Raw genomic sequence first — 25,227 nt, 5'->3', positions numbered from 1 at the left:
TGCCGAGCCGGCGCATATGGTCGGGCCGGCGGCGTGGCGAGGGCCGTTTGCGACGGTTCGCCGAGGAAATGACGGATGCCGCGGCTCAGGCCTGCAGCTTCGTCGCGGCGTCGCTCTGCTCGGCGGTGGCATCCGCCTTGCCGAACGTCGGGTTGTGGGCGGGGCCGAGCGTGATGTGCACGGCCTGCTGGTCGGTGTAGAAGTCGATCGAGCGGTAGCCGCCCTCGTGCCCGAGGCCCGAGGCTTTGACTCCTCCGAACGGAGTGCGCAGGTCGCGCACGTTGTTGGAGTTGAGCCACACCATGCCCGCCTCGATCGCCTGCGAGAAGTTGTGGGCACGTCTGAGGTCGTTCGTCCAGACGTAGGCGGCGAGGCCGTACTTGACGCCGTTGGCGAGCGCGAGCGCCTCTTCGTCGGTGTCGAACGGGGTGATCGCGACGACGGGGCCGAAGATCTCCTCCTGGAAGATCCGGGCCTGCGGGGCGACGTCGGCGAACACCGTCGGACGCACGAAGTTGCCGGTCTCGAACCCGTCGGGGCGGCCGCCTCCGGCGACCAGCCGCGCCTCGGTCTTGCCGATCTCGATGTACGACATCACCTTGTCGTAGTGCTCGGGGTGCACCAGCGCGCCCACCTCGGTCTTCGGGTCGTGCGGATAGCCCACGACCACCCGGCCGGCCTGGGCTGCGTATCGCTCCACGAACTCGTCGTAGACCGAGCGCTCGACGAGGATGCGCGACCCGGCGGTGCAGCGCTCGCCGTTGAGCGAGAACACGCCGAAGATGGTCGCGTCGATTGCGGCATCGAGGTCGGCGTCGGCGAAGACGACGGCCGGCGACTTGCCGCCGAGCTCCATCGACAGGCCCTTCAGGAAGGGCGCGGCGTTTGCGAAGATGATCTGGCCGGTGCGGCTCTCTCCCGTGAACGAGATGAGCGGGACCTCTGGATGCTTCACCAGCGCGTCGCCGGCATCCTCACCGAGTCCGTTGACGAGGTTGAAGACGCCCTGCGGCAGCCCTGCCTCCTCGAAGATGCCCGCCCACAGCGAGGCCGAAAGCGGCGTGAACTCCGCGGGCTTGAGCACGACCGTGTTGCCGGTCGCCAGCGCCGGGCCGAGCTTCCACGATTCGAGCATGAACGGCGTGTTCCACGGCGTGATGAGGCCGGCGACGCCGATCGGCTTGCGGTTGACGTAGTTCATCTGGCGGCCCGGCACCTTGTAGGCGTCGTCGGCCTGCGCCACGATCAGATCCGCGAAGAAGCGGAAGTTCTCGGCCGCGCGCCGCGCCTGGCCGAGCGCCTGCGTGATCGGCAGGCCGGAGTCGTACGACTCCAGCTCGGCGAGCCGGGCGTCGCGCGACTCGACGATGTCGGCGATGCGGTGGAGGATCCGCGAGCGCTCGCGCGGCAGCATCCGGGGCCACGGCCCCTCGGTGAACGCGCGCCGCGCTGAGGCGACGGCCCGGTCGATGTCGGCCTTCTTGCCGGCGGCCGCGTGCACGTAGGTCTCGTTCGTGACGGGGTCGAGCACGTCGAAGGTGTCGCCGTCGGCGGAGTCGACGAATGCGCCGTCGATGTAGTGCTGGATGTGGTCGGGAAGCCCGTCGGGCACATGGCGGGTATCCAGTGCTGCGGTGGTGTCGGTCATGGGTTGCTCCTTCACGGGAGGGCGGGACGGATGCTGGGCGCCCGGCATCCGGGAACGATCAGAACGCCGGCAGGCCCAGCGCCTCGTCGGGGTGTTCGTGGATCATGTAGGCGTCGAGGGTGGCCGAGCGGTGGCGCCTGGCGGCCTTCTCGATCTCGCCGAGCGGCGCGCCGGACTCGATGAGCCGCACGATGTTCTCGTGCTCGCGCACGGACTCGGCGGCGCGGCCGGGAACGAAGCTGAACGTCGAGTCGCGCAGGTGCCCGAGCCGCGCCCACTCGGCGTTGACGAGCTCGAGCATGCGCGGATTCGCGCACTTCGTGAACAGCGCCGCGTGGAATTCCTGGTTCAGCGACGTGAAGGCGCGCGGGTCGAAGTGCTCGAGCGTCTCGATCATCCGGTCGTTGATGCGCCGGGCCTCGCGGATGTCGTCGACCGTCAGCCGGCGCGCCGCGAGTGCGGTCGCGGCGCCCTCGAGAATCGACAGTGCCTGCATGCTGAGGCGGTACTGCGAGTCGTCGACCATCGACACCCGCGCGCCGACGTTGCGCTCGAACGTCACCAGTCCCTCGGCTTCGAGCTGGCGGATCGCCTCGCGCACCGGCACGACGCTCATGTCGAGATCGCCGGCGATCGCGCCGAGCACCAGCCGGTAGCCCGGGGTGTACTCCTGCCGCGCGATGCGCTCCTTGATCCAGTGGTATGCCTGCTGCGACTTGCTCTGCGTCGTGTCGGGAAGCGCGGCATTCATCGCGACTCCTCTCCCAGGCGATCGGCGTCGAATCGCTCGCGCCACTGCACGTTCATGGGGAAGAGACCGTCGACGGGATGCCCCTCCGCGACGCGCGCGGCGATCCAGGCGTCTTCGTCTTCCTGCGCGAGCGCTGCGTCGGCGACCTCCTCGGCGATCGTGCGTGGGATCACGATGACGCCGTCGGCGTCACCCACGATGATGTCGCCGGGCAGCACGGTCGCACCGCCGCAGGCCACCGCGATGTCGGCATCCCACGGCACGTGCTTGCGTCCGAGCACGGCGGGGTGGGCGCCGGCGGAGTACACCGGAATGCCGACGGCGGCGACGGCTGCGGCATCCCGCACGCCCCCGTCGGTCACGATGCCGGCGGCACCGCGCGCGTGCGCCCGTATCGCGAGGACGTCGCCGAGCGTGCCCGACCCCGACTCGCCGCGCGCCTCGATCACAAGCACCTCGCCTTCATCCACGGCGTCGAACGCACGCTTCTGCGCGTTGTAGCCGCCGCCGTGCGACGCGAACAGGTCTTCGCGGTTCGGCACGAACCGCAGCGTGCGCGCGGTGCCGACGAGCTTGGGGGCATCGTGCCGGGGCGAGAGATGCAGCGGCGAGACGCCGTCGATGTGCACGTTGTTCAGCCCGCGCTTGCGCAGTTGCGCCGACAGCCCGGCCACGGGCGCGGCCTCGAGCTTGGCGCGCAGCTCGGGCGAGAGGCCCGGTGCGAAATCAGGTGATGTCACGGCAGCAGGAGAATCCGAGGAGTTTCCTCCTACGTCGGTGAGATCACCTGATGCGGTGGCACCCTCGGGCGGCAGGCCCGCGGCCTCGCGCGAGCCCCACGCCTCGGCACGCTGCAGGTCGTCGATCGCGGGGAGGGAGCCCAGGTCGGCATCGAACGGCGCCTCGCCCTGCACCACGGTGGTGATCAGCCGGCCCGAGGTCGGTCCGCCATCGACCGACACCTCGACCTCGACCACATCACCGGGCACGGCGACCGACGAGCCGGCAGGGGTGCCGGTGAGGATCACGTCGCCGGGCTCGAGGGTGAAGTGCTGCGACAGGTCGGCGACGAGCTGCTCGAGCGGGAAGATCATGCCGGCCGAGGTGTCGTCCTGCACGAGGTCGCCGTTCAGCCACGTGCGCAGCCGCAGCGCGGCCGGGTCGACCGCTCGGGCGTCGATGAGCGCCGGACCGATGGGCGTGTAGCCATCGCGTCCCTTGGACCGCACGTTCGAGCCCTTGTCGTTCGCGCGCAGGTCGTACAGTCCGAAGTCGTCGGCGGCAGTGACGGCGGCCACGTGCGACCACGCCTCGGCCAGACCGACCCGGCGCGCCGACGCGCCGATCACGAGTGCGATCTCGCCCTCGAAGGCGAGCAGTTCGGTGCCGGCCGGCCGTTCGATCGTGCCACCCGAGACGGCGACCGAGCTCGACGGCTTGAAGAAGTACGACGGATGCTGCGGCCGGCGTCCGCGTTGATCCGCTCGCGACGCATAACTGAGGTGGATCGCCACGATCTTGCCCGGACGGCCGGGGAGGGCCGCGAACCGAGGGTCGCTCGAGGATCCGGTGCCGGACGGGGCTGTGGCATTCGTCCTGTCGTCCATTGAGCTCCCTCACTCCATCGACCTGTTGCGTCGTATCCGAAATCGTATATGATCGTCCACGTTCCGGCAAGCAATCCCGAACCGCCTGCCGCAGACGACGACGTCACGCACAGACACAGGAGTCACCTCATGAGCACATCGCAGCCCGGCCCCGCGCTCACGCCCACGGGCACCATCAGCTCGGCGACAGATCGACGCCGCGTCGTGTTCGCCACGGTCGTCGGCACCACCGTCGAGTGGTACGACTTCTTCATCTACGCCTTCGCGGCCGGCCTCGTGTTCGCGCAGCTGTTCTTCGCGCCCGCGGGCGCCCAGTTCGCGCAGATTCTCTCCTTCATCACCGTCGGCATCAGCTTCCTGTTCCGCCCGCTCGGCGCATTCCTGGCCGGGCACTTCGGCGACAAGTACGGCCGACGCGTCGTGCTGATGTGGACGCTCATCCTTATGGGTGCCGCCACCACCCTCGTCGGCCTGCTGCCGACCTACGCCGCCATCGGCATCGCGGCCCCGATCCTGCTGATCTTCCTGCGCATCCTGCAGGGGATCTCGGCGGGAGGCGAGTGGGGCGGGGCCGTCCTGATGGCGGTCGAGCACGCGCCGAAGACCCGCCGAGGCCTGTTCGGCGCGTCACCGCAGATCGGCGTCCCCATCGGCATGCTCCTGGCCTCGGGTGCCATGGCCATCATGGCGGTCATCGCGCCGGGTGATGCGTTCCTCGAATGGGGCTGGCGTGTTCCGTTCCTGTTCTCGGTCGTGCTGATCTTCGTCGGCTACTACGTGCGCCGCCGCGTGGAGGAGAGCCCGGTCTTCACCGAGATCGCCCAGCGCAAGGAGCAGACGCGGATGCCGGTCGTGCAGCTGTTCCGCAAGCACGCCCTGCTCGTCTTCGTCGCCGCGCTCGTCTTCGCCGGCAACAACGCCGTCGGGTACATGACGACCGGTGGCTACATCCAGCGTTACGCGACGGATCCCGAGGGCGCACTCCGTCTCGAGACAGCGCCGGTGCTCGGTGCCGTGTCGATCGCCGCTGTCTCGTGGCTCGTCTTCACGTGGGTCGGCGGCTGGCTGTCCGACCTCATCGGGCGCCGCACGACGTACATCATCGGCTGGATCGCGCTGCTGGCCGGAGTCCTGGCGCTGTTTCCCCTGGTGAACACTGCCGACATGTGGCTCCTGACGCTCGGCCTGGTGCTCCTCACCGTGGGGCTCGGCTTCACCTACGGCCCGCAGGCGGCGCTGTACACCGAGCTCTTCCCGGCGTCGGTGCGCTTCTCGGGCGTCTCGATCTCGTACGCGATCGGAGCGATCCTGGGTGGCGCGTTCGCGCCGACCATCGCCCAGGCACTCGTGCAGGCGACCGGCTCCACCGATTCGGTGACGTGGTACCTGTCGGGGATGGTGATGCTGGGGCTCATCGGGACACTGCTGCTGCGCGACCGCAGCGGCATCCCGCTCGGCCCCGACCACGAGGCCGAGCAGTCGTTGAGCCCGATCTACGGACTGTCGAAGGCCTGAATCGCCGCCGGTGTTCTCGCCGTCGGGCGGGGTCGCGGGTCGTCGGGTGTCGTGAGGCCGGCCGGGCGGCGGGAGGGCGCGCGGAGGCTCAGGGCCGTGGCATGCCGGTCGTGCGGGTGCGGCCCCGCACCTCGGCGATGACGCGCCCATCGGCGGTTGAGACCCGGACGTCGTAGAGCCCCGACCGGCCCTCGACCGTCCGGCGCTCGGCCACGGCCTCGAGCTCGTCCCCCGCGCGCGCGGGGGAGAGGAAGGCGATGTCGGCGCCCGCGACCAGGGTGACGGCATCCGTCTCGTTGCACGCCAAAGCGAGAGCGGTGTCGGCGAGGGCGAACACGAGCCCCCCATGGGCAACCGCGAACCCGTTGAGCATTTCGCCGCTCACCGTCATGCGGACCACCGCCCGGCCCGGCTCGGCGCGCAGCACGCGCATGCCGAGTGCGGCGGATGCGGCATCCGCCTCGATCATGCGGCGCCCGTGCGCGGTCGCGTAGACATCGTCCATGCCCGTTCCTCTCCGCCCGGCGTTGAGCCGCCCGCGGCGCTGTGCGATCATCGTACAGAACGAGCGTTCAGTAATCCACGACGCTCGCGGTCGACGATGACGAACGGATGCCGATGCCGACGATCCTGCGCGAGAACCGGGCCGACCGGGTCTGGGTGCGGCTGCACCGCCCCGACGCGCGCAACGCGATCGACCGGGCCATGGTCGACGCGCTGCACGCCGTGTGCGACGAGCTCGAGAGCGACCCCCGGATCCTGCTCATCGCCGGCGGTGACGGCGTGTTCGCCGGCGGCGCCGATATCGCCGAGCTGCGCGACCGCACGCCCGCCGACGCCCTCGAGGGCATCAACTCGCGCCTGTTCGACCGCATCGCCCGGCTGCCCATGCCCGTGATCGCCGTGGTCGACGGGTGGGCGCTCGGCGGCGGGGCCGAGCTCGCCTACGCCGCCGACCTCCGCATCGTGAGCGACCGGGCTCGCTTCGGCAGCCCGGAGCCCTCGCTGGGCATCGTGCCCGCGGCGGGTGCCACGTGGCGGCTGCCGCGGCTCGTGGGCGAGCCGCTCGCGAAGGAGATGCTGCTGGCCGGCCGCATCCTGCAAGCGGGTGAGGCGCTCGCCGCCGGACTCGTCGTGGCGGTGCATCCGCCCGCCGCGCTCGCCGCCGCCGCCGACGCGCTGGCCGACCGCATCGCAGCGCGCGACGCGCTCGCGATCCGGCACACGAAACGACTGATCGACGACCCGACCGACGACCCGCGGGCCGCCGCCGATGCCGCGCAGGCGGAGTGCTTCGGCTTGCCCGCGAAGCACGAACGCATGACCGCGTGGCTTGACCAGCGGCTGGAGAGGAAGAACTCATGACCCTCGAAACCCCCATCGGCGCCGAGACGCCCGGCCCCGAATCCGCGATCGCCGAGCACGACCACGGCACCGAGGCTCCGCTGCTCGAGTCGTACATCGCCGGCGCGTGGCGGGCGCCCGACGCGAACCGCACGACGCTCCTCCAGGACGCCTCGACAGGAGCCCCCGTCGCCCGCGTGGGGGGAGCCCCCGACCTCGCGGTCGCCGTCGAGCACGCACGCACGGTGGGGCAGGCATCCCTCGGCGACCTGCCGTTCCACCGCCGGGCTCTCATCCTCAAGGCGCTCGCGCAGTCCCTCACCGCGGCGAAGGACGACCTCTACGCGATCAGCGCGCAGACCGGGGCGACCGCGCGTGACGGCATGATCGACGTCGACGGCGGTATCGGCGTGCTCTTCACCTACGGCTCGAAGGGTCGCCGCGAACTCCCCAACGCCACGACGCTCGTCGACGGTGCCCCCGAAGGACTCGCGCGCGACGGCAGTTTCGGCGGTCAGCACCTGTGGTCCCGCCTGCCCGGCGTCGCGTTCCAGGTCAACGCCTTCAACTTCCCGGTGTGGGGCATGCTCGAGAAGTTCGCCCCCGCCTTCCTCGCGGGAGTGCCGACGATCGTCAAGCCGGCAACGCCGACGGCATACCTCACCGAAGCGGCCGTGCGGGTGATGGTCGGCTCCGGCCTGCTGCCCGAAGGGTCGCTGCAGCTCGTGGTCGGATCGGCGCACGGGTTCCTCGATCTCCTCGACGCGCGCGACGCGGTCGGCTTCACCGGGTCGGCATCGACGGGACGGATGCTGCGCCGCGACGACGCCGTCGTGGTCCGGGGTGTGTCGCTCACGACTGAGGCCGACTCCGTCAACGCGGCGATCCTCGGTCCCGACGCGGTCCGCGGCACGGCCGAGTTCGACGCGTTCGTGGCCTCCGTCGTGACCGAGATGACGGCCAAGGCCGGGCAGAAGTGCACGGCGATCCGGCGCGTGCTCGTGTCCGAGGCATCCGTCGACGATGTCGTCGAGGCGGTACGCGACCGGCTCGCCGCGAAGGTCGTACTGGGCGATCCGCGTGCCGAAGGCGTGACGATGGGTCCGCTCGCGAGCCTCGCGCAGCGCGACGAGGTGCGCGCCCGGGTGATGGATCTCGTGGCGGGCGGCGGCGAGATCGTGGTGGGTTCGCTCGACGACCCCGAGGTGGTGGGTGCCGGTGCCGGCGAGGGGGCCTTCGTGGAGCCGATCCTGCTGCGGTTCCGGGATGCCTCGGCCCCGGCGGTCCACGACATCGAGGCGTTCGGACCCGTCGCATCGGTGCTCGGCTATCGCGACCTCGACGACGCCGTGCGGCTGGCGAACCTCGGAGGCGGGTCGCTCGTGGCGACCGTGTGCTCGGCCGATCCGGGCGTGGTCGGCACCCTCGTCGCGGGCATCTCGCCGTGGCACGGGCGCGTGCTCGTGCTCGACGGCTCGGTCGCGCGCACGTCGACCGGGCACGGCTCTCCGGTGCCGCATCTCGTGCACGGCGGTCCGGGCCGTGCCGGCGGCGGCGAAGAGCTCGGAGGCATGCGTTCGGTGCTGCACTACATGCGGCGAACGGCCCTGCAGGGATCGCCTGAGGTGCTCACGCGACTGACCGGGCAGTGGCGCACGGGGGCGACGACGGATGACGGCATCCATCCCTTCCGCAAGCCGCTGGCGCAGCTGCGTGTCGGCGACCGGGTGGTCTCGTCGCCGCGGCCGGTGACACTCGACGACATCGAGCACTTCGCCGAGTTCACGGGTGACACCTTCTACGCCCACATGGACGAGGATGCCGCTGCGGCCAACCCGTTCTTCCCGGGCAGGGTGGCGCACGGATACCTGCTGCTGTCATGGGCTGCGGGGCTGTTCGTCGACCCCGATCCGGGGCCGGTCCTCGCCAACTACGGTCTCGAGAACCTGCGGTTCGTGACGCCCGTGTCACCGGGTGACGAGGTGCGGGTGACCCTCACCGCGAAGCAGATCAGCCCGCGCGAGAGCGAGGAGTACGGCGAGGTGCGCTGGGACGCCGTCCTGGTGAATCAGCGCGACGAGGTGGTGGCGACGTACGACGTGCTGACTCTGGTCGCGAAGGCCTAGCTCCCGCCGGTCCCTCCCGCGCCGAGCATGTCGGTTTCGCGGCGAGCATGTCCCTCTCGCGCCGAGCATGTCGGTTTCGCACTGAGCATGTCCCTCCCGCGCCGAGCATGTCGGTTTCGCGCCGAGCATGTCCCTCTCGCGCCGAGCATGTCGGTTTCGCGCCGAGCATGTCGGCAAGGTCGGTGGCGAAACGACAAGGTCGGCGCAGAAGCGACAAGGTCGGCGGAGTGTCGGCGGCGACGGGGGACGAGAGCCGGGGCGCCGAGTCCGGGGTCAGCGGGCGCGGAGGCCGTCGAGGGCGACCGAGACGGTGGCGTCCGCGAGGGCATCGGCATCCATCGGCCCTCCGGGCCGGTACCACTCGACGATCGAGTTGATCATGCCGAACAGCAGGCGCGAGGTTGTGCCCGGGTCGAGGTCGGCGCGCAGCGAGCCCTCGGCGTGCGCGGCTTCGACGAGCTGCGACACGCGATGGTCGAACTCGCGGCGGCGGCGCAGCGCGTCGCGCTCGATGTCGGTGTTGCCGCGCACCCGCAGCAGGAGCGTGACGTACGGCAGCTCGGCGACGAGCACGCGCACGGCCCCGCGCAGCACGAACTCCAGGCGGTCGGCGGCATTCCCACGGCGATCGTCGGCGCCGGATGCCTCGAGCACCGCTTCGAGCTCGCCCAGGGCTCTGTCGAGCGCTCGCTGCAGGAGCTCCTCCTTGCCGCTGACGTGGTAGTACAGCGCGGACTTGCTGGTACCGAGACGCTCGGCGAGCACGCTGATCGAGGTGGCCTCGTATCCCCGCTCGTTGAACGTCGCGACGGCGATGTCGAGCACGGTGCCGAGGTCGTACGGCGCCCGATCGGTGCGGCCGTTCCCCTTGCGGAACGTCGTCGCATCGGCAGCCGCCGTGTTGCCTGTCATGGAACGCAAGAGTAGCATTACTGAACGAACGGTAAGTAGCGCAAGGAGGCGCGCATGACCATGGCGACACCAGCCCCCGAACTCGACGAGGCCGGCCCCGCGCGTTTCGAGGAGCTCATCGCGGCCGACCAGAAGGTCGAGCCCGCCGATTGGATGCCCGACGAGTATCGGCGCACGCTGGTGCGGCAGATCTCGCAGCACGCGCACTCCGAGATCATCGGCATGCAGCCCGAGGGCAACTGGATCACGCGCGCACCGAGCCTGCAGCGCAAGGCGATCCTCATGGCGAAGGTGCAGGACGAGGCCGGTCACGGGCTCTACCTCTACTCCGCCGCTCAGACCCTCGGCACGCCGCGCGAGGAGATGTACGAGCAGCTGCTGACCGGCCGGGCCAAGTACTCGTCGATCTTCAACTACCTCACGCCGACGTGGGCCGACATGGGCTCGATCGGATGGCTCGTCGACGGTGCAGCGATCTGCAACCAGGTGCCGCTGTGCCGCGCCTCCTATGGACCGTATGCCCGCGCCATGGTCCGCATCTGCAAGGAGGAGTCGTTCCACCAGCGGCAGGGGTTCGAGATCCTGCTCACGCTCATGAACGGCACCGAGGCCCAGCGCGAGATGGCGCAGGAATCGGTGAACCGCTGGTACGCGCCCGCGCTCATGATGTTCGGGCCTCCCGATGACGCCTCGCCGAACTCCGCGCAGTCGATGGCATGGAACATCAAGCGCTTCTCCAACGACGAGCTCCGCCAGCGGTTCGTCGACATGATCGTGCCCCAGGCCGAGATCCTCGGCGTGACCCTGCCCGACCCCGACCTGCGCTGGAACGAAGAGCGCGGACACTGGGATTACGGCGACCTCGACTGGGACGAGTTCCGCGAAGTGCTGGCCGGTCGAGGTCAGGCCAACAGCATCCGCATCGCCAAGCGCCGCCGCGCGCACGAGGACGGTGCGTGGGTGCGCGAGGCCGCACGCGCCTACGCCGAGAAGCAGTGGTCAGCCCAAGAACAGCGAGCAGGGCGAGAGAAGGTGGCGTCATGACCGCGCCGGGTGCCTCCGCGCCCGAGACCTGGCCCCTGTGGGAGGTGTTCGTGCGTTCCTCGCGCGGGCTGTCGCACGTCCACGCGGGGTCGCTGCACGCGCCCGACGCGCAGCTCGCGCTGCACAACGCGCGCGACCTGTACACGCGACGCGGCGAGGGGGTGTCGATCTGGGTCGTTCCGTCGACAGCGATCGCGGCATCCGATCCCGACGCCCGCGGCGCGTTCTTCGAGTCCCCACAGGGCAAGGACTACCGCTACCCGACCGCGTACACGGCCTCGGCCGACGTGCCGCACCTGTGAGGCCGCGATGACCGACCGTCTGTCTCTGCTGCAGCCCCACACCCCGGCCGAGGCGATCGCCGCTTCCGCGAAACCGGCGACGGATGCCGTCGCTCGCTATGCGCTGGGGCTCGGTGACGACGCGCTCGTGCTGGCGCAGCGTCTGGGGGAGTGGATCGCGAACGCGCCGGAACTCGAGGAGGATGTCGCTCTCGGCAACATCGGGCTCGATCTGCTCGGGCACGCGCGCGGCTTCCTCACGTACGCCGGCTCGGCGTGGGGGAAGACCGAGGACGACCTGGCGTACTTCCGCGACGAGCCGGAGTTCCGCAGCCGCTGGCTGTTCGAGCTGCCGAACGGGGATGGCGGGCTCGACTTCGGATTCGCGATCCTGCGCCAGCTCGTCGCGTCACTGTACTTCGGCGCGCTGTATCGCCGGCTCGCCGGCTCGGCTGACCCCACGATGGCCGCCATCGCAGCCAAAGCCGTCAAAGAGGTCGCCTACCACGCCGAGCACGCGACGCTGTGGACGTTGCGCCTCGGTCTCGGCACCGACGAGTCGCACGCCCGCATGACCCGCGCGCTCGCCGAGCTCTGGCCCTTCGTGGGCGAGCTGTTCGACCCCGATCCCGCGACGGCGGGCCTCGACGGCATCGCGGTCGCACCCGAGTCCTTGCGCGACGAGGTGCTCGCGGGCGTGACGGCGGTGCTCGAAGATGCCGGCCTCGCCGTGCCGGAGGCGCCCTTCGCGCGCGGCGGCGGCCGCGAGGGACGGCACTCCGAGCAGTTCGGCCGGCTCCTCGGCGAGATGCAGATTCTCGCGCGCGCACACCCGGGGGCGACGTGGTGAGCACCCTCGAGATGCAGGCCCGCCCGCGCCCCGTCGATCCTGAGCTGGCGGAGGTGTGGGATGCCGCGGCCACCGTCGTCGACCCGGAACTGCCCGTGCTGACCATCGAAGACCTCGGCATGCTCCGCGGTGTCAGCCTCGACGGCGACGTCGCAGTGGTGCAGATCACCCCGACGTACTCGGGCTGCCCCGCCATCGAGGCGCTGCGCGCCGACATCGTCGCCGCGCTCGCTTCCCGCGGTCGCGACGCACGGGTGGAAGTGACGCTCAGCCCCGCGTGGACGACCGACTGGATGAGCGCCGAAGGCCGCCGCAAGCTCGAGGAGTTCGGGATCGCGCCACCCCGGCCGCGCGGCGCGGACGGCACGGTGGCCCTCGGTCTCGGCATCCGGTGCCCGCAGTGCGGCTCGCTGCACACCCGTGAGCTCTCGCGCTACGGCTCCACTTCGTGCAAAGCGCTGTGGCAGTGCCGATCCTGCGGTGAGCCGTTCGACCGTTTCAAGGAGCTGTGATGACGGCCGCGACGACTTCTCCGACCGCCGTGAGCGCGCCGGACGACGCGGCACCGCCCTCGGGTCGGCGTCGGGCCGCCTTCCATCCACTGACCGTGGAATCGGTGCGCTCCCTCACGGCCGACGCGATCGAGGTCGGCTTCGAGATCCCGGCCGCGCTGGCGGACGCGTTCGACTACCGTCCCGGGCAGCACATCGCGCTGCGGATGACGCTCGACGGCGCCGAAGTGCGGCGCAGCTACTCGCTGTGCCGCGCCCCCGCCGGCGGCGCTGCGGCACCGGGCACGCTCAACGTCGCGATCAAGCGCGAGCGCGGGGGCGCCTTCTCGACCTGGGCCCTGGAACACCTGAAGGCCGGGGACGTCATCGAGGTGATGAGCCCCGACGGCCATTTCACCCCGCACGGTCGCTACGATCGGCCGGCACGATTCGCCGCGATAGCGGCCGGCTCGGGGATCACTCCCATCATGGCGCTCATCGAGCACCACCTCGGCGAGCGCCCCGACGACACGTTCGACCTCGTGTACTCCAACCGCACGGCGGTCGACGCGATGTTCCTCGACGAGCTCGCCGACCTCAAAGACCGGTATCCGGCACGGCTCGCCCTGCACCACGTGCTGACGCGCGAGCGTCGTCCCGCCGACCTCTTCTCGGGGCGCCTCGACGAGAGGCGCCTGGAGACACTTCTCACCCGGGTGCTGCGACCCGAGACCGTCGACGAATGGTTCCTGTGTGGACCGTTCGAACTGGTCGAGCGCGCGCGGGCGGTGCTGCTGCGACTCGGGGTCGAGGCATCCGCGATTCGCGTCGAGCTCTTCTCGACGGGCCGCGACGAGCACGCCGGACCCAAGCCGCCGCCCGTCGAGGTGACTCCGGGCGAGCCGGTGCGCACGATCTCTTTCCGCCTCGACGGAACGTCCGGCACCGTGACGACTCCGGTGTCCGCAGGCGAGACGATCCTCGCGGCGGCGTTGCGCACCCGCGGCGACGTGCCCTTCGCGTGCGCCGGCGGTGTGTGCGGCACGTGCCGTGCCGTACTGCGTGAGGGCACTGTCGACATGGCGCAGAACCACGCGCTCGAGCCCGACGAGCTCGCCCGCGGCCTCATCCTCACCTGCCAGTCCGTGCCCACCAGCGACGCGGTCAGCGTCGACTGGGATGCGTGAAGTCGAAAGGAAGCCGTCCGTGATCGACCTCGCCATCGACCATGCTGTCGCCGAGATCACCCTGAGTGCGCCCGAGAAGCTCAACGCCCTCTCGCTCGACGCGCTGCAGGAGATGGATGCCGCCTACGCCGACGCGGAGGCATCCGGCGTCCGTGCGCTCGTGCTGCGCGGCGAGGGCCGCGCCTTCTGCGCCGGGCGCGACATCGCCGGTGTCGACCCCGAGACGGACGACGTTCCCGGATACCTCGGCGCGGTCGAGCGGCTCATGCGGCGCATCGCCGCGTTTCCGGCGCCGACCTTCGCGGCCGTCCACGGCGCGTGCCTCGGGGTGGGGCTCGGGCTCGCCATCGCCACCGACGTCGTGTACGTCGCCGACACCGCGAAGGTGGGATCGCCGTTCGCGAATCTCGGAGCGCTGCTGGATTCCGGCGGCCATGCCCTGCTGTACGAGCGGCTCGGCGCCCACCGCGCGCTCGATCTCATCTTCACCGGCGATCTGCTCAACGGCGCCGATGCCGTCGCCGCGGGACTGTTCAGCCGTGCGATGCCCGCGGCCGAGCTGCTGGAGTTCACCCGCGAGCGTGCTCGGCGCGCGGCATCCGGCCCCACGGCGGCCTTCCTCGCATCGAAGCGCCTCATTGCACGCATGCGTGGCGAACGGCTGTGGGATGCCGTGGCCGAAGAGTCCCGCGGACAGGAGGCGCTGCGCGCCACCGCCGACTACCGCGAGGGATTCGCCGCGTTCCAGCAGAAGCGGTCACCCGAGTTCCGCGGGGAGTAGCTGTCGCCGCGGGCGCCTCAGTCGGCGCGGTACGTGGTGCGCGCTCGTTCGGCGAGCGGAGCCGGCTGGACCGTCGCGCGAATCCTCACCTGCACGTGATCCTCGACCTGAACCTTCGACGACGGAGTGTCCTCTCCCCAGACCACGACAACCTCGGTTCCCGGCTCGGCGAGGCTCTCGTCGACGACCGCGAGCGAGAGGATGGCGCGCTCATTCGCCGAATAACCCGTCCAGGTCGAGAGGCCGACGAGGGCGCCGCCCGGCGTCTCGACGCGATCGAAGTGGAACGTGTCGTAGAGCGCCATGGGCAGGTTGATGAACTTCGCCCCAGGGCCCGGGCGGAAGAGGGAGCCATAGGCCTCCGCGGTATCGTCGCCGTTCCAGACGAGCGTCACCTTGCGGCGTGTGCGGGTGGTCCCGTCGGCGATCATCTTCTCCAGGGCCTCACGCCCGATGAAGTCGTGGTCGAACGCGACGATGCGGCCGTAGTCGAGCTCGTAGGGCGTGAAGTAGTAGTCCTCGATGTCGTCGGAGTAGAAGCTTCCGCCGAGGGGCGAGGTCGTCTCGTACGAGTTCTCACTCAGCCAGCGGCGGTATCCGGCGAGTGCGTCGTTGCTGTAGATGGCCGGAAGCGGGCGCGGCAGCCACCCCGATTCCAGCGCGTTGGTGTGATACGCGCGCCCGCCCACCTGGATCATGCCGTGCTTCTCGCCTGCTGCGAGCAAGGCGCTGTGAACCGCTTCGTTGTCTTCCCACGGGCCCCACATCTCGAAGCCCGGTTCGCCCGCCATCCCGTGCCGCAGCGCGCGCACCTCCTTGCCACCGATCGTGAAGCGCGTCATCCGGAAGAATCTGAGCGTGGGCGGTTCCTGACCAGTCGCCTCCTCGATGACCTCCAGTGCACCCGGGCCCTGCACCTGATACCGGTACACCTTGGGATCGCCGCGCCGATACAGGGAGTTGTCGTCCCGCCAGATCCGGACGTCGTAGCCGCCGGTCTCTGCGTGGTAGTGCAGCCAGTTGATCGAGGGTGGGATCCCGACGGCCTGATACTCGTCGTCGGCGAGATGGAAGAGGATGTTGTCGCCGATGACGTGCCCGTCCGGGCTGACCGCGACGTACTGCTTGGCCATGTCGACCGGGAATTCCTCGACGCTGTTCACCGCGGTGTCGCGGATGAGCTTGAGCGCGTCCGGGCCCGAGATGTTCAGGTCGGCCATGTGATGCGACTGGTCGTACAGCACGGCCGTGCGGCGCCACGCCAGCTGCTCGTCACGCCAGTTCGAGAACTCGGGAACGACGCGGGGGACGATGGCGGGCGGAGACTGCGACTCCCACAGGAGGGTCACGGGGCTTCCGGCCTGCTGGATGGCCTCTTCGAGATTGCTGGGCACGTCGATTCCTCTCTGAACGAGACGCGGCGACAGCATCGTCGCCTGGCGGCGCTTTCCCGCCTTCCCCCAGTCTTGACACCGGCGTCTCACATGTAAAACATGTTTCTGCGATCTTCCATATAAGGAGAACTGAGATGAGCCCGGTCCCTTTCACACTGCGTCAACTGGAGTACTTCGACGCGATCGCCGCCGAGGGAACGCTCCTGGCAGCGGCCGAACGCTGCCATGTCTCCGCATCCGCGCTGACCCTCGCCATCGACGAACTGGAACGCCACCTCTCCCTGCAGCTTCTCGTCCGGCGCAAGGGGCGCGGTGTCACGCTGACGCCGGCGGGGTCTCGGGTGCTCTCCCACGCCCGCCGCGTACTGGCAAGCGTCGACTCGCTCGTGTCGGACGCCTGGGAGGCGGGGACAGGGTTCACGGGACGCTTCGGTGTCGGGTGCTTCTCGACGCTCGCCCCGTTCTTCCTCCCGGGCATCATGGAAGACTTCGCCAGGGACCACCCGGGGCTCACGATCGAGCTCGTCGAGGCATCCGCACCCGAGCTGCACGAGCTGCTGCTGCAGGGCAGGATCGACGCCGCGCTCATGTACAGCGTCGATGTGTCGCAACGGCTGACCTTCGAGCCCGTGCACGCGTACGAGCCGCACGTGATCGTCGCGGAAGGGCACGACCTCGCCCACCGCGACAGCGTGCACCTGCGCGAGCTGCTCGCCGAGCCCCTGATCATGCTCGACCTGAGTCCGACTCGACAGAACACCGAGAGCATCTTCGCCACCCTCGGCCTGCAGCCGAGGATCGGGCACCGCACCGCGAGCTTCGAGCTCGCTCGGTGCCTCGTCGGTCGAGGTCTCGGCTACGCGATCCTGTTCCAGCGGCCGGAGTCGGCCGTGACATACGACGGCCACTCGGTGCGGATCCTCGAGATCGCCGACCAGGTGCCCGGCACGGTCGTGGGCCTGGCCCGTCCGCACGGCGCGCCTCGGACGGCACGACTGCAGGCGCTGGAGGAGTTCCTGCAGCAGGAGCACGCCTGACGCCTGATCGATCGGGCGGCGGAGTCTTATCGTTCGCGCCCCGTCATTCGTCGAGCGCTCTTCGACAAGCGGCGACAGCGCGGCCGGCGCAAGCTGGCAGGGCATCGGCGGCGCGCTCGCGCGCACCGCCTCGGATTCACACCCAAGGAGACGAAGATGTCCGATCCCACACCCGCCCTCACGGACCCCGCCGTCGACGGGGACGCACCCGCCGATGCGACCGGAGCCTCGTCGGCGCAAGAGGAGGATGCACTCCTCGACCGCGTGCGGCCGGTCGCCGGCGGCGGTCGCGACATCAAGGACGCCGCCACGCGGCAGGTCATCGGACGAGCTCCGGAACAGTCCGTGGCCGAGCTCGACGACGCCGTGGCACGCGCCAAGGCGGCACAGCCCGCTTGGGAGGCGCTCGGCCATGAGGAACGCAGCCGGCTGCTGCTCGCCGCCGCTGATCGCATCGACGCGTCCGCCGAGGCCCTCGCGCGCATCGTTTCGCGCGAGCAGGGTAAGCCGCTGAACGGCCCTGGCGCGCGGTTCGAGGCCGGCGGATGCGCCGCCTGGCTGCGCACGGCCGCCGCGACCGTCCTCGAGCCAGAGGTCGTCGTCGACGATGGTGAGGTCCATGCGGAGTTGATCTACAAGGCGGTGGGCGTCGTCGGCGCCATCGGCCCGTGGAACTGGCCGATGCTCATCGCGGTGTGGCAGATCGCTCCTGCACTGCGAATGGGCAACACCGTCGTGGTGAAGCCGAGTGAGTACACGCCTTTGAGCGTGCTCGCCCTGCTCTCCGTCATCAATGAAGTGCTGCCCGCCGACGTCCTCATCGGCGTCGCCGGTGGACGCGAGCTCGGCGCTCGCCTGGCGTCGCATCCCGATATCGACAAGGTCATGTTCACCGGGTCGACAGCGACCGGGCGGAAGATCATCGAGAGTTCCGCGGGCAATCTCGCGCGCCTGACTCTGGAACTCGGGGGCAACGATGCCGGCATCGTGCTGCCGGACGCGGATCCGCAGGCGATCGCGGAAGGTCTCTTCTGGGGCGCCTTCATCAACACGGGGCAGACCTGCGCCGCACTGAAGCGACTGTACGTGCACGACTCGATCTACGAGGACGTCGTCAGCGCGCTGGGGCAGCTCGCCGAGCAGGTGCCGATGGGCGTTGGCCTCGATGAGGAGAACGTGCTGGGGCCGCTGCAGAACGAGCAGCAGTTCGACATCGTCTCCCGCCTGGTCGAGGACGCCAAGCGCAACGGCGGGCGGGTCGTCGCCGGCGGTTCTCCGGCCGCCGAACTCGGCGAGCTCTTCTACCGCACGACCATCGTGGCCGACGTCGCAGACGGCGTGGCGCTCGTCGACGAGGAGCAGTTCGGGCCGGCGCTTCCCGTCATCCGATACTCCGACGTCGAAGACGCGATCGCGAGGGCGAACGGCCTGGAGGCGGGACTGGGCGCATCAGTGTGGTCCAGCGACCGGGACGCAGCGCGGAAGGTGGCGCAGCGCCTGCAGGCCGGAACCGTCTGGATAAATTCCCACGGCGGCGTCCATCCGATGATTCCGTTCGGCGGAGTGAAAGGATCGGGCTACGGCCTGGAGTTCGGTGTCGAAGGACTGAAGGCCGTCGCCGTCCCGCAGGTCATCAACGGCTGACCCGCGTACGTCGAGCGTCTCACCGCGACGACAGACCGCCGGCCCTGCGGGGCCGGCGGTCTGTCGCCTTCTCACGCCTATGCGGCGACCGGACGATTTGCCTCCGGGTGCACGCGGATTGCCTCACCGGGCAGGCGCGACCGAGCATGCGTCGGCTGTCAATGCAGGTGCGTCCCCGGTCAAGCGCCACGCGCCGGAGAGCACGGATCATGTCTCCTACCCGTCCTCGAGATCAAAGGAGTCTCCATGAGCGCTGCCGACCTCGTCCTCACCAACGCCGTGGTTCATACCCTCGATCCCGCCCTCCCGCAGGCGACCGCGCTCGCCGTCGCCGGCGGGCGGATTCTCGCCGTCGGGTCGGACGAAGAGATCCGTTCCCTGGCCGGTCCCGCAACCGAGATCCGCGACCTGGGCGGTGCCGCGATCCTTCCCGGACTGGTGGACGTCCACAACCATCACCTCATGGCGGGGGAGGCGGACCTCTTCCAGCTCGGCTTCGCACCCACGGACTCCTTCGAAGCCGTAGTGGAGGCGGTGCGGGCCTATGCCGATGCTCTGGCGCCCGGCGATTGGGTGATCGGCGAAGCGTTCGGGAGCCTGCTCCTGGACGACTTCTCGCGCGTCGAGGCCAGGCGGCGGATCGATGAGGCAGCAGGCGGGCGTCCGGTCGTGCTCACCGACGACAGCCACCACAACCGGTTCGCGAACACCGCCGCTCTGCGGGCGGCCGGCATCACGGACGAGACCCCGGACCCGCATCAGGGCCGCATCGTCCGCGACCCCGTGACGGGAGAACCTACCGGGCTTCTCATGGAAGCCGCCACGATCGCCGTGACAGAGGCTGTCGACGCCAGCCTCCAGCGCACCCCCGAGCGATACCGTCGTGCGAGCGCGCGCGCGATCGAGATCCTGCACTCCTACGGAATCACAGCCTTCCAGGATGCCGCGGCCACCGTCGAGATCATGGGGGCCCTCCGAGACCTCGACGCCGACGGCCAGTTGCACGCGTGGGTCGTCTCGTCGCTGTTGTCCAGCGGCTTCCTGTTCGCCAACACCCCCTTCGGGGATGAACTGGTCGCTCGTCGCGAGGAGTTCAGAAGCGTTCACCACCGGCCGGATTTCGTGAAGGTCGCACTGGACGGCGTGCCGCCGACGCACACGGCGGCGTTCCTCACGCCGTACCTTCCCGACGAGGAGCACGGCCACGATCATTGCGGCGTCACGACGATGGAGCCGGCCGAGCTCGAGTCCTGGCTGCTGCGCACCGCCGCCCAGGGCCTTGGTGCGAAGATCCATTGCACGGGCGACGCCGCGGTTCGCGTCGCACTCGACGCGATCGAGAGCGTGCGCGAGGCGGGCCACTCCGGCGTGCGCTATCAGATCGCCCATGGACAGTTCGTCCATCCGCAGGACCGGCCCCGGTTCGCGGCGCTGGACGTGTCGGCCGACATCTCGCCGTACCTGTGGTTCCCCGGTGTCATCCCGGATGCGATCGCGCAGGTTCGCGCCCAGCCCGACGCCCACGAGATGCAGCCGAATCGCGAACTGATCGACCTCGGGGTTCTGGTCGCGGGCGGATCCGACTGGCCTGTGAGCGTCTCGCCGAACCCCTGGGAGGGAATCCAGGGTCTGGTAACCCGGGCCGACCCGCTCGGACGCACTCCGGGCCGACTCTGGCCCGAACAGGCCATCACGCTCCACGAAGCGCTCGAGGTCTTCACGATCAACGGCGCCAAGGCGATGGGCGTCGACGACGTGACCGGATCACTGACGCCGGGGAAGTCCGCCGACTTCGTCGTCCTCGATCAGGACCCATACACCGTGCCCATCGAACGCCTCGTCGACACCCACGCGGTCCAGACGTGGTTCGCCGGCCGCGAGGTCTATGCCCGCTGACGCATCAGCGTCCGCTGTCACCCGAAGCACACAACCAAGGAGCACCATGAAGCACAGCATCCGCATCACCGCCACGGTCACGGCGATCGCCGCCGGCCTCGTCCTCTCGGGCTGCAGCACCACCACTGCCGACGACGCGGGCGGTGGGGAAAGTGCGGCACCGACCGAACGCGGCACCGTCGACAAGATCCTCTTCGACTACCCGTTCACGGCGCTGCCGGTATACGGGGCGATCGTGAGCATCGTCGAAGCGCGCGCCGCCGAGAAGGGCGTCGAGATCGTCTTCACGAATGACGAGATGGACCTTCAGAAGCAGGTGAGCCAACTCAACACGTTCCTCACCAGCGACGTCGACGCCGTCGTGTCGTTCCCGGTGGATCCGGCGAGCCTGGAAGGCATCGCGCAGCAGTACCGCGACGCCGGGAAGTACTGGGTCACCTACGGCGGCGACATGGAGAACCAGGACGCGACGTTGCAGTTCAGCTTCTACCAGTCCGGGTACGACGTCGGTCAGAACGCCGCCGAATGGGCCCTCGAGAATGTCGGACCCGACGCGAAGGTCATCGTGCTGAACGAGACGGAGCGTCAGATCGGAAAGGAGAGGACTCAAGGGCTCCTCGACGGCCTGCTCGAGACTGCTCCCGACCTGCAGATCGTCGCCGAGCAGCAGGCCGTCACCCCCGACGAGGGGCTGACGGTGACGACCGCCCTGCTCGCGCAGCATCCCGACGTCAACATCGTCGTCTCCGCCGTCGGAGACGCCGCCCAGGGGGCCTACCAGGCGCTGGTGGCTTCGGGGCGCGCAGAGGACGACCCCAGCACGTACGTCGGGGGACTCGATCCCAATGTGTTCCTGCTGCAGAAGATGCAGGAAGGCGGATTCTTCCGCGCGGCCACCTTCTTCTCGCTCGAAGAGCTCGTTGCCAATGTGATCGACATCCCCATCGCCCTCGGGGAGGGTGACGAAGACGCGAGCGTCGACCTGCCGGTCACGGTCGTGACCGCCGACGACCCCAACCTCGCGACCTACATCGCTGAACTCGGCGGCTGACCATCACGGTCGGGGCGGAATGGATCCGCCCCGACCCCGCACTCACGAAGGGAGTGGACATGGCGGTCGCCGTCCACGGTCTCACCAAGCGCTACGGCGCGACCGTCGCCCTCGACGACGTCACCCTGCACATCCCGGACGGAGAAGTGCACGCCCTCCTCGGCCACAACGGCGCCGGAAAGTCGACTCTGATCAAGTGCCTGGGCGGGGGCGTCCATCCCAGCTCCGGAACGATCGAGCTGGACGGCCGCGAGGTCTCCGGCCTCTCTCCTCGAGAGGCGATCGGCGCCGGCGTCGCGGTCATCTACCAGCATCTGAGCGTGCTGGAGAACCTCACGGTGGCCGAGAACCTGTTCATCGGTCAGGAGCGCACGCGTGCGGGCCTGATCCGACGCCGCGAGCAGCGTGAACTCACCCGTGAGTCCCTTGCCAGAGTCGGAGCGCACGGCATCGATCCCGACATGAAGGTCGGCGCTTTGCCGATCGGCCAGCGGCAGATGGTGGAGATCGCCAAGGTCCTCCAACGCGACGCGCGCCTCCTGATACTGGACGAGCCGACAGCGGCGCTCTCGCGGGCCGAGGCGGAACGCCTGGGTGAACTCGTTCGCGAACTTGCCGGCCGTGGCATCGCCATCCTGTACGTCACGCACCTTCTCGGCGAGGTCCTCAAGCTGGCCGACGCGGCCACGGTCATGCGCAACGGCCGGTCGGTCTGGTCGGCTCGCGGGGAGGCGATCACTCGCGACTCGCTGGTCGCTGCGATCAGCGACGGGCACGGCGCGACGCACGAGCCCGCCGCGCCGCCGCGCTACGCCGACACTCCGGTGCTCGCGGTTCGCGGCTTGACGGGGCCGGGACTGGGGCCGATCGACCTCACCGTCGCTCCCGGAGAGATCGTCGCGTGCTATGGACTGATCGGCTCGGGCCGAACGCGGTTCTTCGGCACGCTCTTCGGTCGCCTCCCTCGATCGGGAGGGACGCTGAGTGTCGACGGCGTGCCGCGCGACGCCTCGTCGCCGGCGCGCGCGCTGAAAGGGGGAATCGCGCTCGTGCCGAGCGACCGGGCGAAGGAGGGGCTCTTCGGCTCGCTCAGCGCGCTCGACAACACGGTCGTCAACTCCATGCGCCGCTTGGGCCGGGGCGGTTTCCGGTCGCTCGCGGCTGAACGGTCCGTGTTCGATCGCGTGGCCTCCTGGCTTTCGCTGAAGCCCGTCAGCCCGGAGCTTCCGGCGGCGCGCTTCAGCGGAGGCAATCAGCAGAAGATCCTCCTCGGGCGGTGGGTGAACGACGCTGCCCGAACGCGCGTGATGCTGCTGGACGACCCCACTCAGGGCGTGGACGTCGGCGCCCGCAAAGACATCTATGACGCGGTCAAGCGCCTCGCCGCGGAGCGCGGCGTCGGAGTGCTGATCGCCACCAACGAACCCGAAGAGGTCGTCGACCTCGCCCACCGCTGCCTCATCTTCGCGCGCGGAGCCGTCGTGGACGAGCTCGTGGTCTCGGAGACCTCGGCCGACGGACTGCTGTCTGCCGTACACGACACCACACCCGATACCCGCATCATCGACATCCCCGAAGGAACGATCCGATGACAGACAACCGCTTCGTCAGCGCCGCGCTCGGAGGGATCGTGCGCAGCCCGCTGCTGATCGTGCTGATCGTGATGGTGATCGGGGTGCAGATCGCCACGGACGCCTTCTTCGGGTGGCAGAACATCCGCGGCATCCTGCAGGACAGCGCGGTGATCGCCATCGTCGCCATCCCGGTCGCGATGCTCCTCATCGCCGGATACATCGACTTGTCGGTAGGGTCGACCCTCGCGCTCGGCGGGGTGGTGGCCTCGCTGGTGATGGACAAGGCTTCGGGCAACCCGATGGTGGCCATCATCCTCGCGATCGCGGCGGGGGCGGCAGTGGGCCTCTTCAACGCCTTCGTGGTCACCGTCCTGGGGTTGAACTCCTTCATCACGACGCTCGGCACCCTCACCGCCGTGCGTGGTGTCGCACAGCTGATCAGCCCCACGCCGCGTAACAACTTCGGCGACGAGTTCGGCCTGCTCGGAGTCGGCACTGTGGCCGGGATCCCTCTCTCGGTCTGGATCGCGACGGTGCTGCTGATCCTGGCCGGGATCTTCCTCGCCTTCACGCCGACGGGCCGGCACGTCTACGCCGTCGGCGTGAATCGCGAGGCCGCCTACCTTTCCGGCGTCCGGGTCAAGACGCTGCCGTTCGGACTGTTCGTCCTCTCCGGCGCGATGGCCGGGTTCGCGGGGACCATCGTGATCGCGCGCCTCAACAGCGCCCCGGCGGGTCAGCTCGGAGCCGGTTTCGAGCTGGTGGTGCTGACCGCCGTGCTCCTCGGCGGCGTCGCACTCACCGGCGGCGAAGGGACGATCTTCGGCGTGGTCGTCGGGGTGCTCTTCTACGGCGCGCTCAACAACTCGCTCGTGCTCCTGGGCGTGACCACCTTCTGGCAGGCCGTGGCGAGTGGCCTGGCGCTCATCATCGCGATCGGGCTCAGCGCCGTCACGCACGTGCTGCGGGTCCGGCTGGCTGCCGCGAAAGCCCGGAGCCTCGCGATGGCGGCGTAACGATCGGGTTCAGGGGCGCCGAGGACGAATGGCGCTCGGCGGCACGCCGTAGTGCGCACGGAAGGTACGGCTGAAGTGAGCGGCATCCACGAACCCGTTGTCCAACGCGATCGCCGTCACTGACCGCTCCGCCGATCGGGGATCGATGAGCTGGTCATAGCATCGCTCGAGCCGGCGGTTGCGGATAACCGTAGAGACGGTGGTGCCCTGGTCGTTGAACACGGCGTGCAGATGCCGCACCGAGACGAAGTGTGCGGAGGCGATCGTGGGCGGGGAGAGGTCGGGCGACGGCAGGTGCTCGTCGATATAGTCCAGGACCTGGCGCACGAGGGTCTCGTGCGCCGACTCGGCCACGCGCGCATCGACGCCGTCCTCGATGAGCGTCGAGATCATGTCGATGGCGCCTCGTGACAGTCGGCGCAGCGCATAGGGGTCGAGCTCGCCGATCTGCCCGGACAGGGAGGCGACGAACGGGCGGACGATCGCGCCCACCGGGGAGTCGGCGCCGAGCTTGGTGGCTGTCAGCCGGGTGATCAGGTCGGCCGGAAGGGCGAGAAGGTCCTTCGGGAACATGACGACCGACACGCGGGTGTCGTCGGCGCAGATGAGCGAGTAGGGGCGATCGGTGTCGTAGAAGGTCATGTCTCCGGCGCTCAGCGCCGTCTCGCGACCGTTCTGGACGATGAGGCCGGCGCCCTGTTCGACCAGCGTGAACTTGAAGTAGTGCTGAGCCGTCGTCCTGATGAGCGTCTCGGTGCGATGGACCGAGTGCGCGTCGGCGGCGATGCCGAGGACGTGCACGTCGCCGATGGACTGCCCCCGAATCGCGCCGCGAAAGCTCGACGGAGCCTCGGCTTGCACATCGAGGGCGACCACCGCGTCGCCGACCGCCGCGCGGTAGTCCGGTAGCGCCAGGACGCTGGCGGGAGAGGCGGGAGGGAATGCGTATCGGGTAGTCATCGGTCTCACCCCATCGTGAAACTAGGATCGTATATGATCAGTGGCACTTTACACCCTTCTCTCGCCGCAGTCACTCGATCTTCGCTGCGAGAGGTTTCGCGGTGGCCCCAGCGGTGTT

The 25,227-nt window shown here is 69.5% G+C and carries 22 protein-coding genes; 15 read left to right on the top strand and 7 right to left on the bottom strand.

Annotated features, from left to right (window positions below):
- Nucleotides 1-85: 85 nt before the first annotated feature.
- From hpaE to K0817_RS00570, 3 genes are read right to left on the bottom strand one after another with little or no spacing between them, the layout of a single operon-like run.
- A complete protein-coding gene (gene hpaE, locus K0817_RS00580) occupies nucleotides 86-1,648 on the bottom strand; it encodes a 5-carboxymethyl-2-hydroxymuconate semialdehyde dehydrogenase (RefSeq protein ID WP_219978390.1) in 1,563 nt (520 codons plus the stop codon).
- A 58-nt stretch (nucleotides 1,649-1,706) separates the two neighbouring features.
- On the bottom strand, nucleotides 1,707-2,399 hold the full coding sequence (locus K0817_RS00575; protein ID WP_219978389.1) for a GntR family transcriptional regulator: 693 nt from the start codon (nucleotides 2,397-2,399) through the stop codon (nucleotides 1,707-1,709).
- On the bottom strand, nucleotides 2,396-4,006 hold the full coding sequence (locus tag K0817_RS00570) for a fumarylacetoacetate hydrolase family protein (protein WP_219978388.1): 1,611 nt from the start codon (nucleotides 4,004-4,006) through the stop codon (nucleotides 2,396-2,398). Before K0817_RS00570 ends, K0817_RS00575 begins: the two co-directional genes overlap by 4 nt.
- A 129-nt stretch (nucleotides 4,007-4,135) precedes the next feature.
- Here K0817_RS00570 and K0817_RS00565 point away from each other — a divergent pair, with 129 nt between their 5' ends.
- On the top strand, nucleotides 4,136-5,521 hold the full coding sequence (locus K0817_RS00565) for an MFS transporter (RefSeq protein ID WP_219978387.1): 1,386 nt from the start codon (nucleotides 4,136-4,138) through the stop codon (nucleotides 5,519-5,521).
- 88 nt (nucleotides 5,522-5,609) lie between these two features.
- Here the strand turns inward: K0817_RS00565 and paaI are convergent, their stop codons facing one another.
- Nucleotides 5,610-6,026, bottom strand: a complete 417-nt coding sequence (paaI, locus tag K0817_RS00560; RefSeq protein ID WP_219978386.1) for a hydroxyphenylacetyl-CoA thioesterase PaaI — start codon at nucleotides 6,024-6,026, stop codon at nucleotides 5,610-5,612.
- A 113-nt stretch (nucleotides 6,027-6,139) separates the two neighbouring features.
- Between paaI and K0817_RS00555 the strand changes: the two genes are divergently transcribed.
- Together K0817_RS00555 and paaZ are read left to right on the top strand one after the other, a co-directional pair.
- Nucleotides 6,140-6,886, top strand: a complete 747-nt coding sequence (locus K0817_RS00555) for an enoyl-CoA hydratase/isomerase family protein (protein WP_308211834.1) — start codon at nucleotides 6,140-6,142, stop codon at nucleotides 6,884-6,886.
- On the top strand, nucleotides 6,883-8,991 hold the full coding sequence (gene paaZ, locus K0817_RS00550; RefSeq protein ID WP_219978384.1) for a phenylacetic acid degradation bifunctional protein PaaZ: 2,109 nt from the start codon (nucleotides 6,883-6,885) through the stop codon (nucleotides 8,989-8,991). Before K0817_RS00555 ends, paaZ begins: the two co-directional genes overlap by 4 nt.
- Before the next feature lie 273 nt (nucleotides 8,992-9,264).
- On the opposite strand, the gene K0817_RS00545 is transcribed toward paaZ, so the two are convergent.
- Nucleotides 9,265-9,903 carry a TetR/AcrR family transcriptional regulator gene (locus tag K0817_RS00545; RefSeq protein WP_219978383.1) on the bottom strand — a complete coding sequence of 213 codons (639 nt, stop codon included), beginning with the start codon at nucleotides 9,901-9,903 and terminating at the stop codon, nucleotides 9,265-9,267.
- Between the two features lie 54 nt (nucleotides 9,904-9,957).
- Here K0817_RS00545 and paaA point away from each other — a divergent pair, with 54 nt between their 5' ends.
- The 6 genes from paaA to K0817_RS00515 are packed head-to-tail and all read left to right on the top strand — an operon-like array spanning nucleotide 9,958 to nucleotide 14,537.
- Nucleotides 9,958-10,947, top strand: coding sequence for a 1,2-phenylacetyl-CoA epoxidase subunit PaaA (gene paaA / locus K0817_RS00540; protein ID WP_219978382.1), 990 nt, complete (start codon nucleotides 9,958-9,960; stop codon nucleotides 10,945-10,947).
- Nucleotides 10,944-11,249 carry a 1,2-phenylacetyl-CoA epoxidase subunit PaaB gene (gene paaB, locus K0817_RS00535; RefSeq protein ID WP_219978381.1) on the top strand — a complete coding sequence of 102 codons (306 nt, stop codon included), beginning with the start codon at nucleotides 10,944-10,946 and terminating at the stop codon, nucleotides 11,247-11,249. The genes paaA and paaB overlap by 4 nt, the downstream gene beginning before the upstream one ends.
- Before the next feature lie 7 nt (nucleotides 11,250-11,256).
- Nucleotides 11,257-12,078, top strand: coding sequence for a 1,2-phenylacetyl-CoA epoxidase subunit PaaC (gene paaC, locus K0817_RS00530; protein ID WP_219978380.1), 822 nt, complete (start codon nucleotides 11,257-11,259; stop codon nucleotides 12,076-12,078).
- Nucleotides 12,079-12,089: 11 nt separating this feature from the next.
- Nucleotides 12,090-12,590 carry a 1,2-phenylacetyl-CoA epoxidase subunit PaaD gene (gene paaD, locus K0817_RS00525; protein WP_219978440.1) on the top strand — a complete coding sequence of 167 codons (501 nt, stop codon included), beginning with the start codon at nucleotides 12,090-12,092 and terminating at the stop codon, nucleotides 12,588-12,590.
- Nucleotides 12,590-13,756: a 1,2-phenylacetyl-CoA epoxidase subunit PaaE gene (gene paaE / locus K0817_RS00520; RefSeq protein ID WP_219978379.1), complete on the top strand. Its 1,167-nt coding sequence runs from the start codon at nucleotides 12,590-12,592 to the stop codon at nucleotides 13,754-13,756. Before paaD ends, paaE begins: the two co-directional genes overlap by 1 nt.
- Before the next feature lie 19 nt (nucleotides 13,757-13,775).
- Nucleotides 13,776-14,537, top strand: coding sequence for an enoyl-CoA hydratase/isomerase family protein (locus K0817_RS00515; protein WP_219978378.1), 762 nt, complete (start codon nucleotides 13,776-13,778; stop codon nucleotides 14,535-14,537).
- A gap of 17 nt (nucleotides 14,538-14,554) precedes the next feature.
- Here the strand turns inward: K0817_RS00515 and K0817_RS00510 are convergent, their stop codons facing one another.
- A complete protein-coding gene (locus tag K0817_RS00510; RefSeq protein ID WP_253735089.1) occupies nucleotides 14,555-15,931 on the bottom strand; it encodes an aminomethyl transferase family protein in 1,377 nt (458 codons plus the stop codon).
- A 134-nt stretch (nucleotides 15,932-16,065) separates the two neighbouring features.
- Here K0817_RS00510 and K0817_RS00505 point away from each other — a divergent pair, with 134 nt between their 5' ends.
- The 6 genes from K0817_RS00505 (at nucleotide 16,066) to K0817_RS00480 (ending at nucleotide 24,149) form a co-directional block, all read left to right on the top strand.
- Nucleotides 16,066-16,968 carry a LysR family transcriptional regulator gene (locus K0817_RS00505; protein WP_219978376.1) on the top strand — a complete coding sequence of 301 codons (903 nt, stop codon included), beginning with the start codon at nucleotides 16,066-16,068 and terminating at the stop codon, nucleotides 16,966-16,968.
- Nucleotides 16,969-17,124: 156 nt separating this feature from the next.
- Complete coding sequence (locus K0817_RS00500) at nucleotides 17,125-18,612, top strand: aldehyde dehydrogenase family protein (protein ID WP_219978375.1); 1,488 nt, start codon at nucleotides 17,125-17,127, stop codon at nucleotides 18,610-18,612.
- Between the two features lie 246 nt (nucleotides 18,613-18,858).
- A complete protein-coding gene (locus tag K0817_RS00495; protein WP_219978374.1) occupies nucleotides 18,859-20,508 on the top strand; it encodes an amidohydrolase in 1,650 nt (549 codons plus the stop codon).
- A 46-nt stretch (nucleotides 20,509-20,554) separates the two neighbouring features.
- Entirely contained in the window at nucleotides 20,555-21,559 is a 1,005-nt protein-coding gene (locus K0817_RS00490; protein WP_219978373.1) for a sugar ABC transporter substrate-binding protein, read from the top strand.
- 59 nt (nucleotides 21,560-21,618) lie between these two features.
- Nucleotides 21,619-23,151, top strand: a complete 1,533-nt coding sequence (locus tag K0817_RS00485; protein WP_219978372.1) for a sugar ABC transporter ATP-binding protein — start codon at nucleotides 21,619-21,621, stop codon at nucleotides 23,149-23,151.
- Entirely contained in the window at nucleotides 23,148-24,149 is a 1,002-nt protein-coding gene (locus K0817_RS00480; protein WP_219978371.1) for an ABC transporter permease, read from the top strand. The genes K0817_RS00485 and K0817_RS00480 overlap by 4 nt, the downstream gene beginning before the upstream one ends.
- Nucleotides 24,150-24,158: 9 nt before the next feature.
- Here the strand turns inward: K0817_RS00480 and K0817_RS00475 are convergent, their stop codons facing one another.
- Nucleotides 24,159-25,109, bottom strand: coding sequence for a helix-turn-helix domain-containing protein (locus K0817_RS00475; protein WP_219978370.1), 951 nt, complete (start codon nucleotides 25,107-25,109; stop codon nucleotides 24,159-24,161).
- Between the last annotated feature and the right edge of the window lie 118 nt (nucleotides 25,110-25,227).

Source organism: Microbacterium sp. HD4P20, from assembly GCF_019449275.2.
Lineage (GTDB): Bacteria > Actinomycetota > Actinomycetes > Actinomycetales > Microbacteriaceae > Microbacterium.
Note: the sequence above shows the minus strand (reverse complement) of the source record. Positions and strands in the feature narration are given on the sequence as shown.

Coding starts and splice junctions, on each gene's coding strand:
- hpaE (WP_219978390.1), bottom strand. CDS start 1,648: ATGACCGACACCACCGCAGCACTGGATACCCGCCATGTGCCCGACGGG.
- K0817_RS00575 (WP_219978389.1), bottom strand. CDS start 2,399: ATGAATGCCGCGCTTCCCGACACGACGCAGAGCAAGTCGCAGCAGGCA.
- K0817_RS00570 (WP_219978388.1), bottom strand. CDS start 4,006: ATGGACGACAGGACGAATGCCACAGCCCCGTCCGGCACCGGATCCTCG.
- K0817_RS00565 (WP_219978387.1), top strand. CDS start 4,136: ATGAGCACATCGCAGCCCGGCCCCGCGCTCACGCCCACGGGCACCATC.
- paaI (WP_219978386.1), bottom strand. CDS start 6,026: ATGGACGATGTCTACGCGACCGCGCACGGGCGCCGCATGATCGAGGCG.
- K0817_RS00555 (WP_308211834.1), top strand. CDS start 6,140: ATGCCGACGATCCTGCGCGAGAACCGGGCCGACCGGGTCTGGGTGCGG.
- paaZ (WP_219978384.1), top strand. CDS start 6,883: ATGACCCTCGAAACCCCCATCGGCGCCGAGACGCCCGGCCCCGAATCC.
- K0817_RS00545 (WP_219978383.1), bottom strand. CDS start 9,903: ATGACAGGCAACACGGCGGCTGCCGATGCGACGACGTTCCGCAAGGGG.
- paaA (WP_219978382.1), top strand. CDS start 9,958: ATGACCATGGCGACACCAGCCCCCGAACTCGACGAGGCCGGCCCCGCG.
- paaB (WP_219978381.1), top strand. CDS start 10,944: ATGACCGCGCCGGGTGCCTCCGCGCCCGAGACCTGGCCCCTGTGGGAG.
- paaC (WP_219978380.1), top strand. CDS start 11,257: ATGACCGACCGTCTGTCTCTGCTGCAGCCCCACACCCCGGCCGAGGCG.
- paaD (WP_219978440.1), top strand. CDS start 12,090: ATGCAGGCCCGCCCGCGCCCCGTCGATCCTGAGCTGGCGGAGGTGTGG.
- paaE (WP_219978379.1), top strand. CDS start 12,590: ATGACGGCCGCGACGACTTCTCCGACCGCCGTGAGCGCGCCGGACGAC.
- K0817_RS00505 (WP_219978376.1), top strand. CDS start 16,066: ATGAGCCCGGTCCCTTTCACACTGCGTCAACTGGAGTACTTCGACGCG.
- K0817_RS00500 (WP_219978375.1), top strand. CDS start 17,125: ATGTCCGATCCCACACCCGCCCTCACGGACCCCGCCGTCGACGGGGAC.
- K0817_RS00495 (WP_219978374.1), top strand. CDS start 18,859: ATGAGCGCTGCCGACCTCGTCCTCACCAACGCCGTGGTTCATACCCTC.
- K0817_RS00490 (WP_219978373.1), top strand. CDS start 20,555: ATGAAGCACAGCATCCGCATCACCGCCACGGTCACGGCGATCGCCGCC.
- K0817_RS00485 (WP_219978372.1), top strand. CDS start 21,619: ATGGCGGTCGCCGTCCACGGTCTCACCAAGCGCTACGGCGCGACCGTC.
- K0817_RS00480 (WP_219978371.1), top strand. CDS start 23,148: ATGACAGACAACCGCTTCGTCAGCGCCGCGCTCGGAGGGATCGTGCGC.
- K0817_RS00475 (WP_219978370.1), bottom strand. CDS start 25,109: ATGACTACCCGATACGCATTCCCTCCCGCCTCTCCCGCCAGCGTCCTG.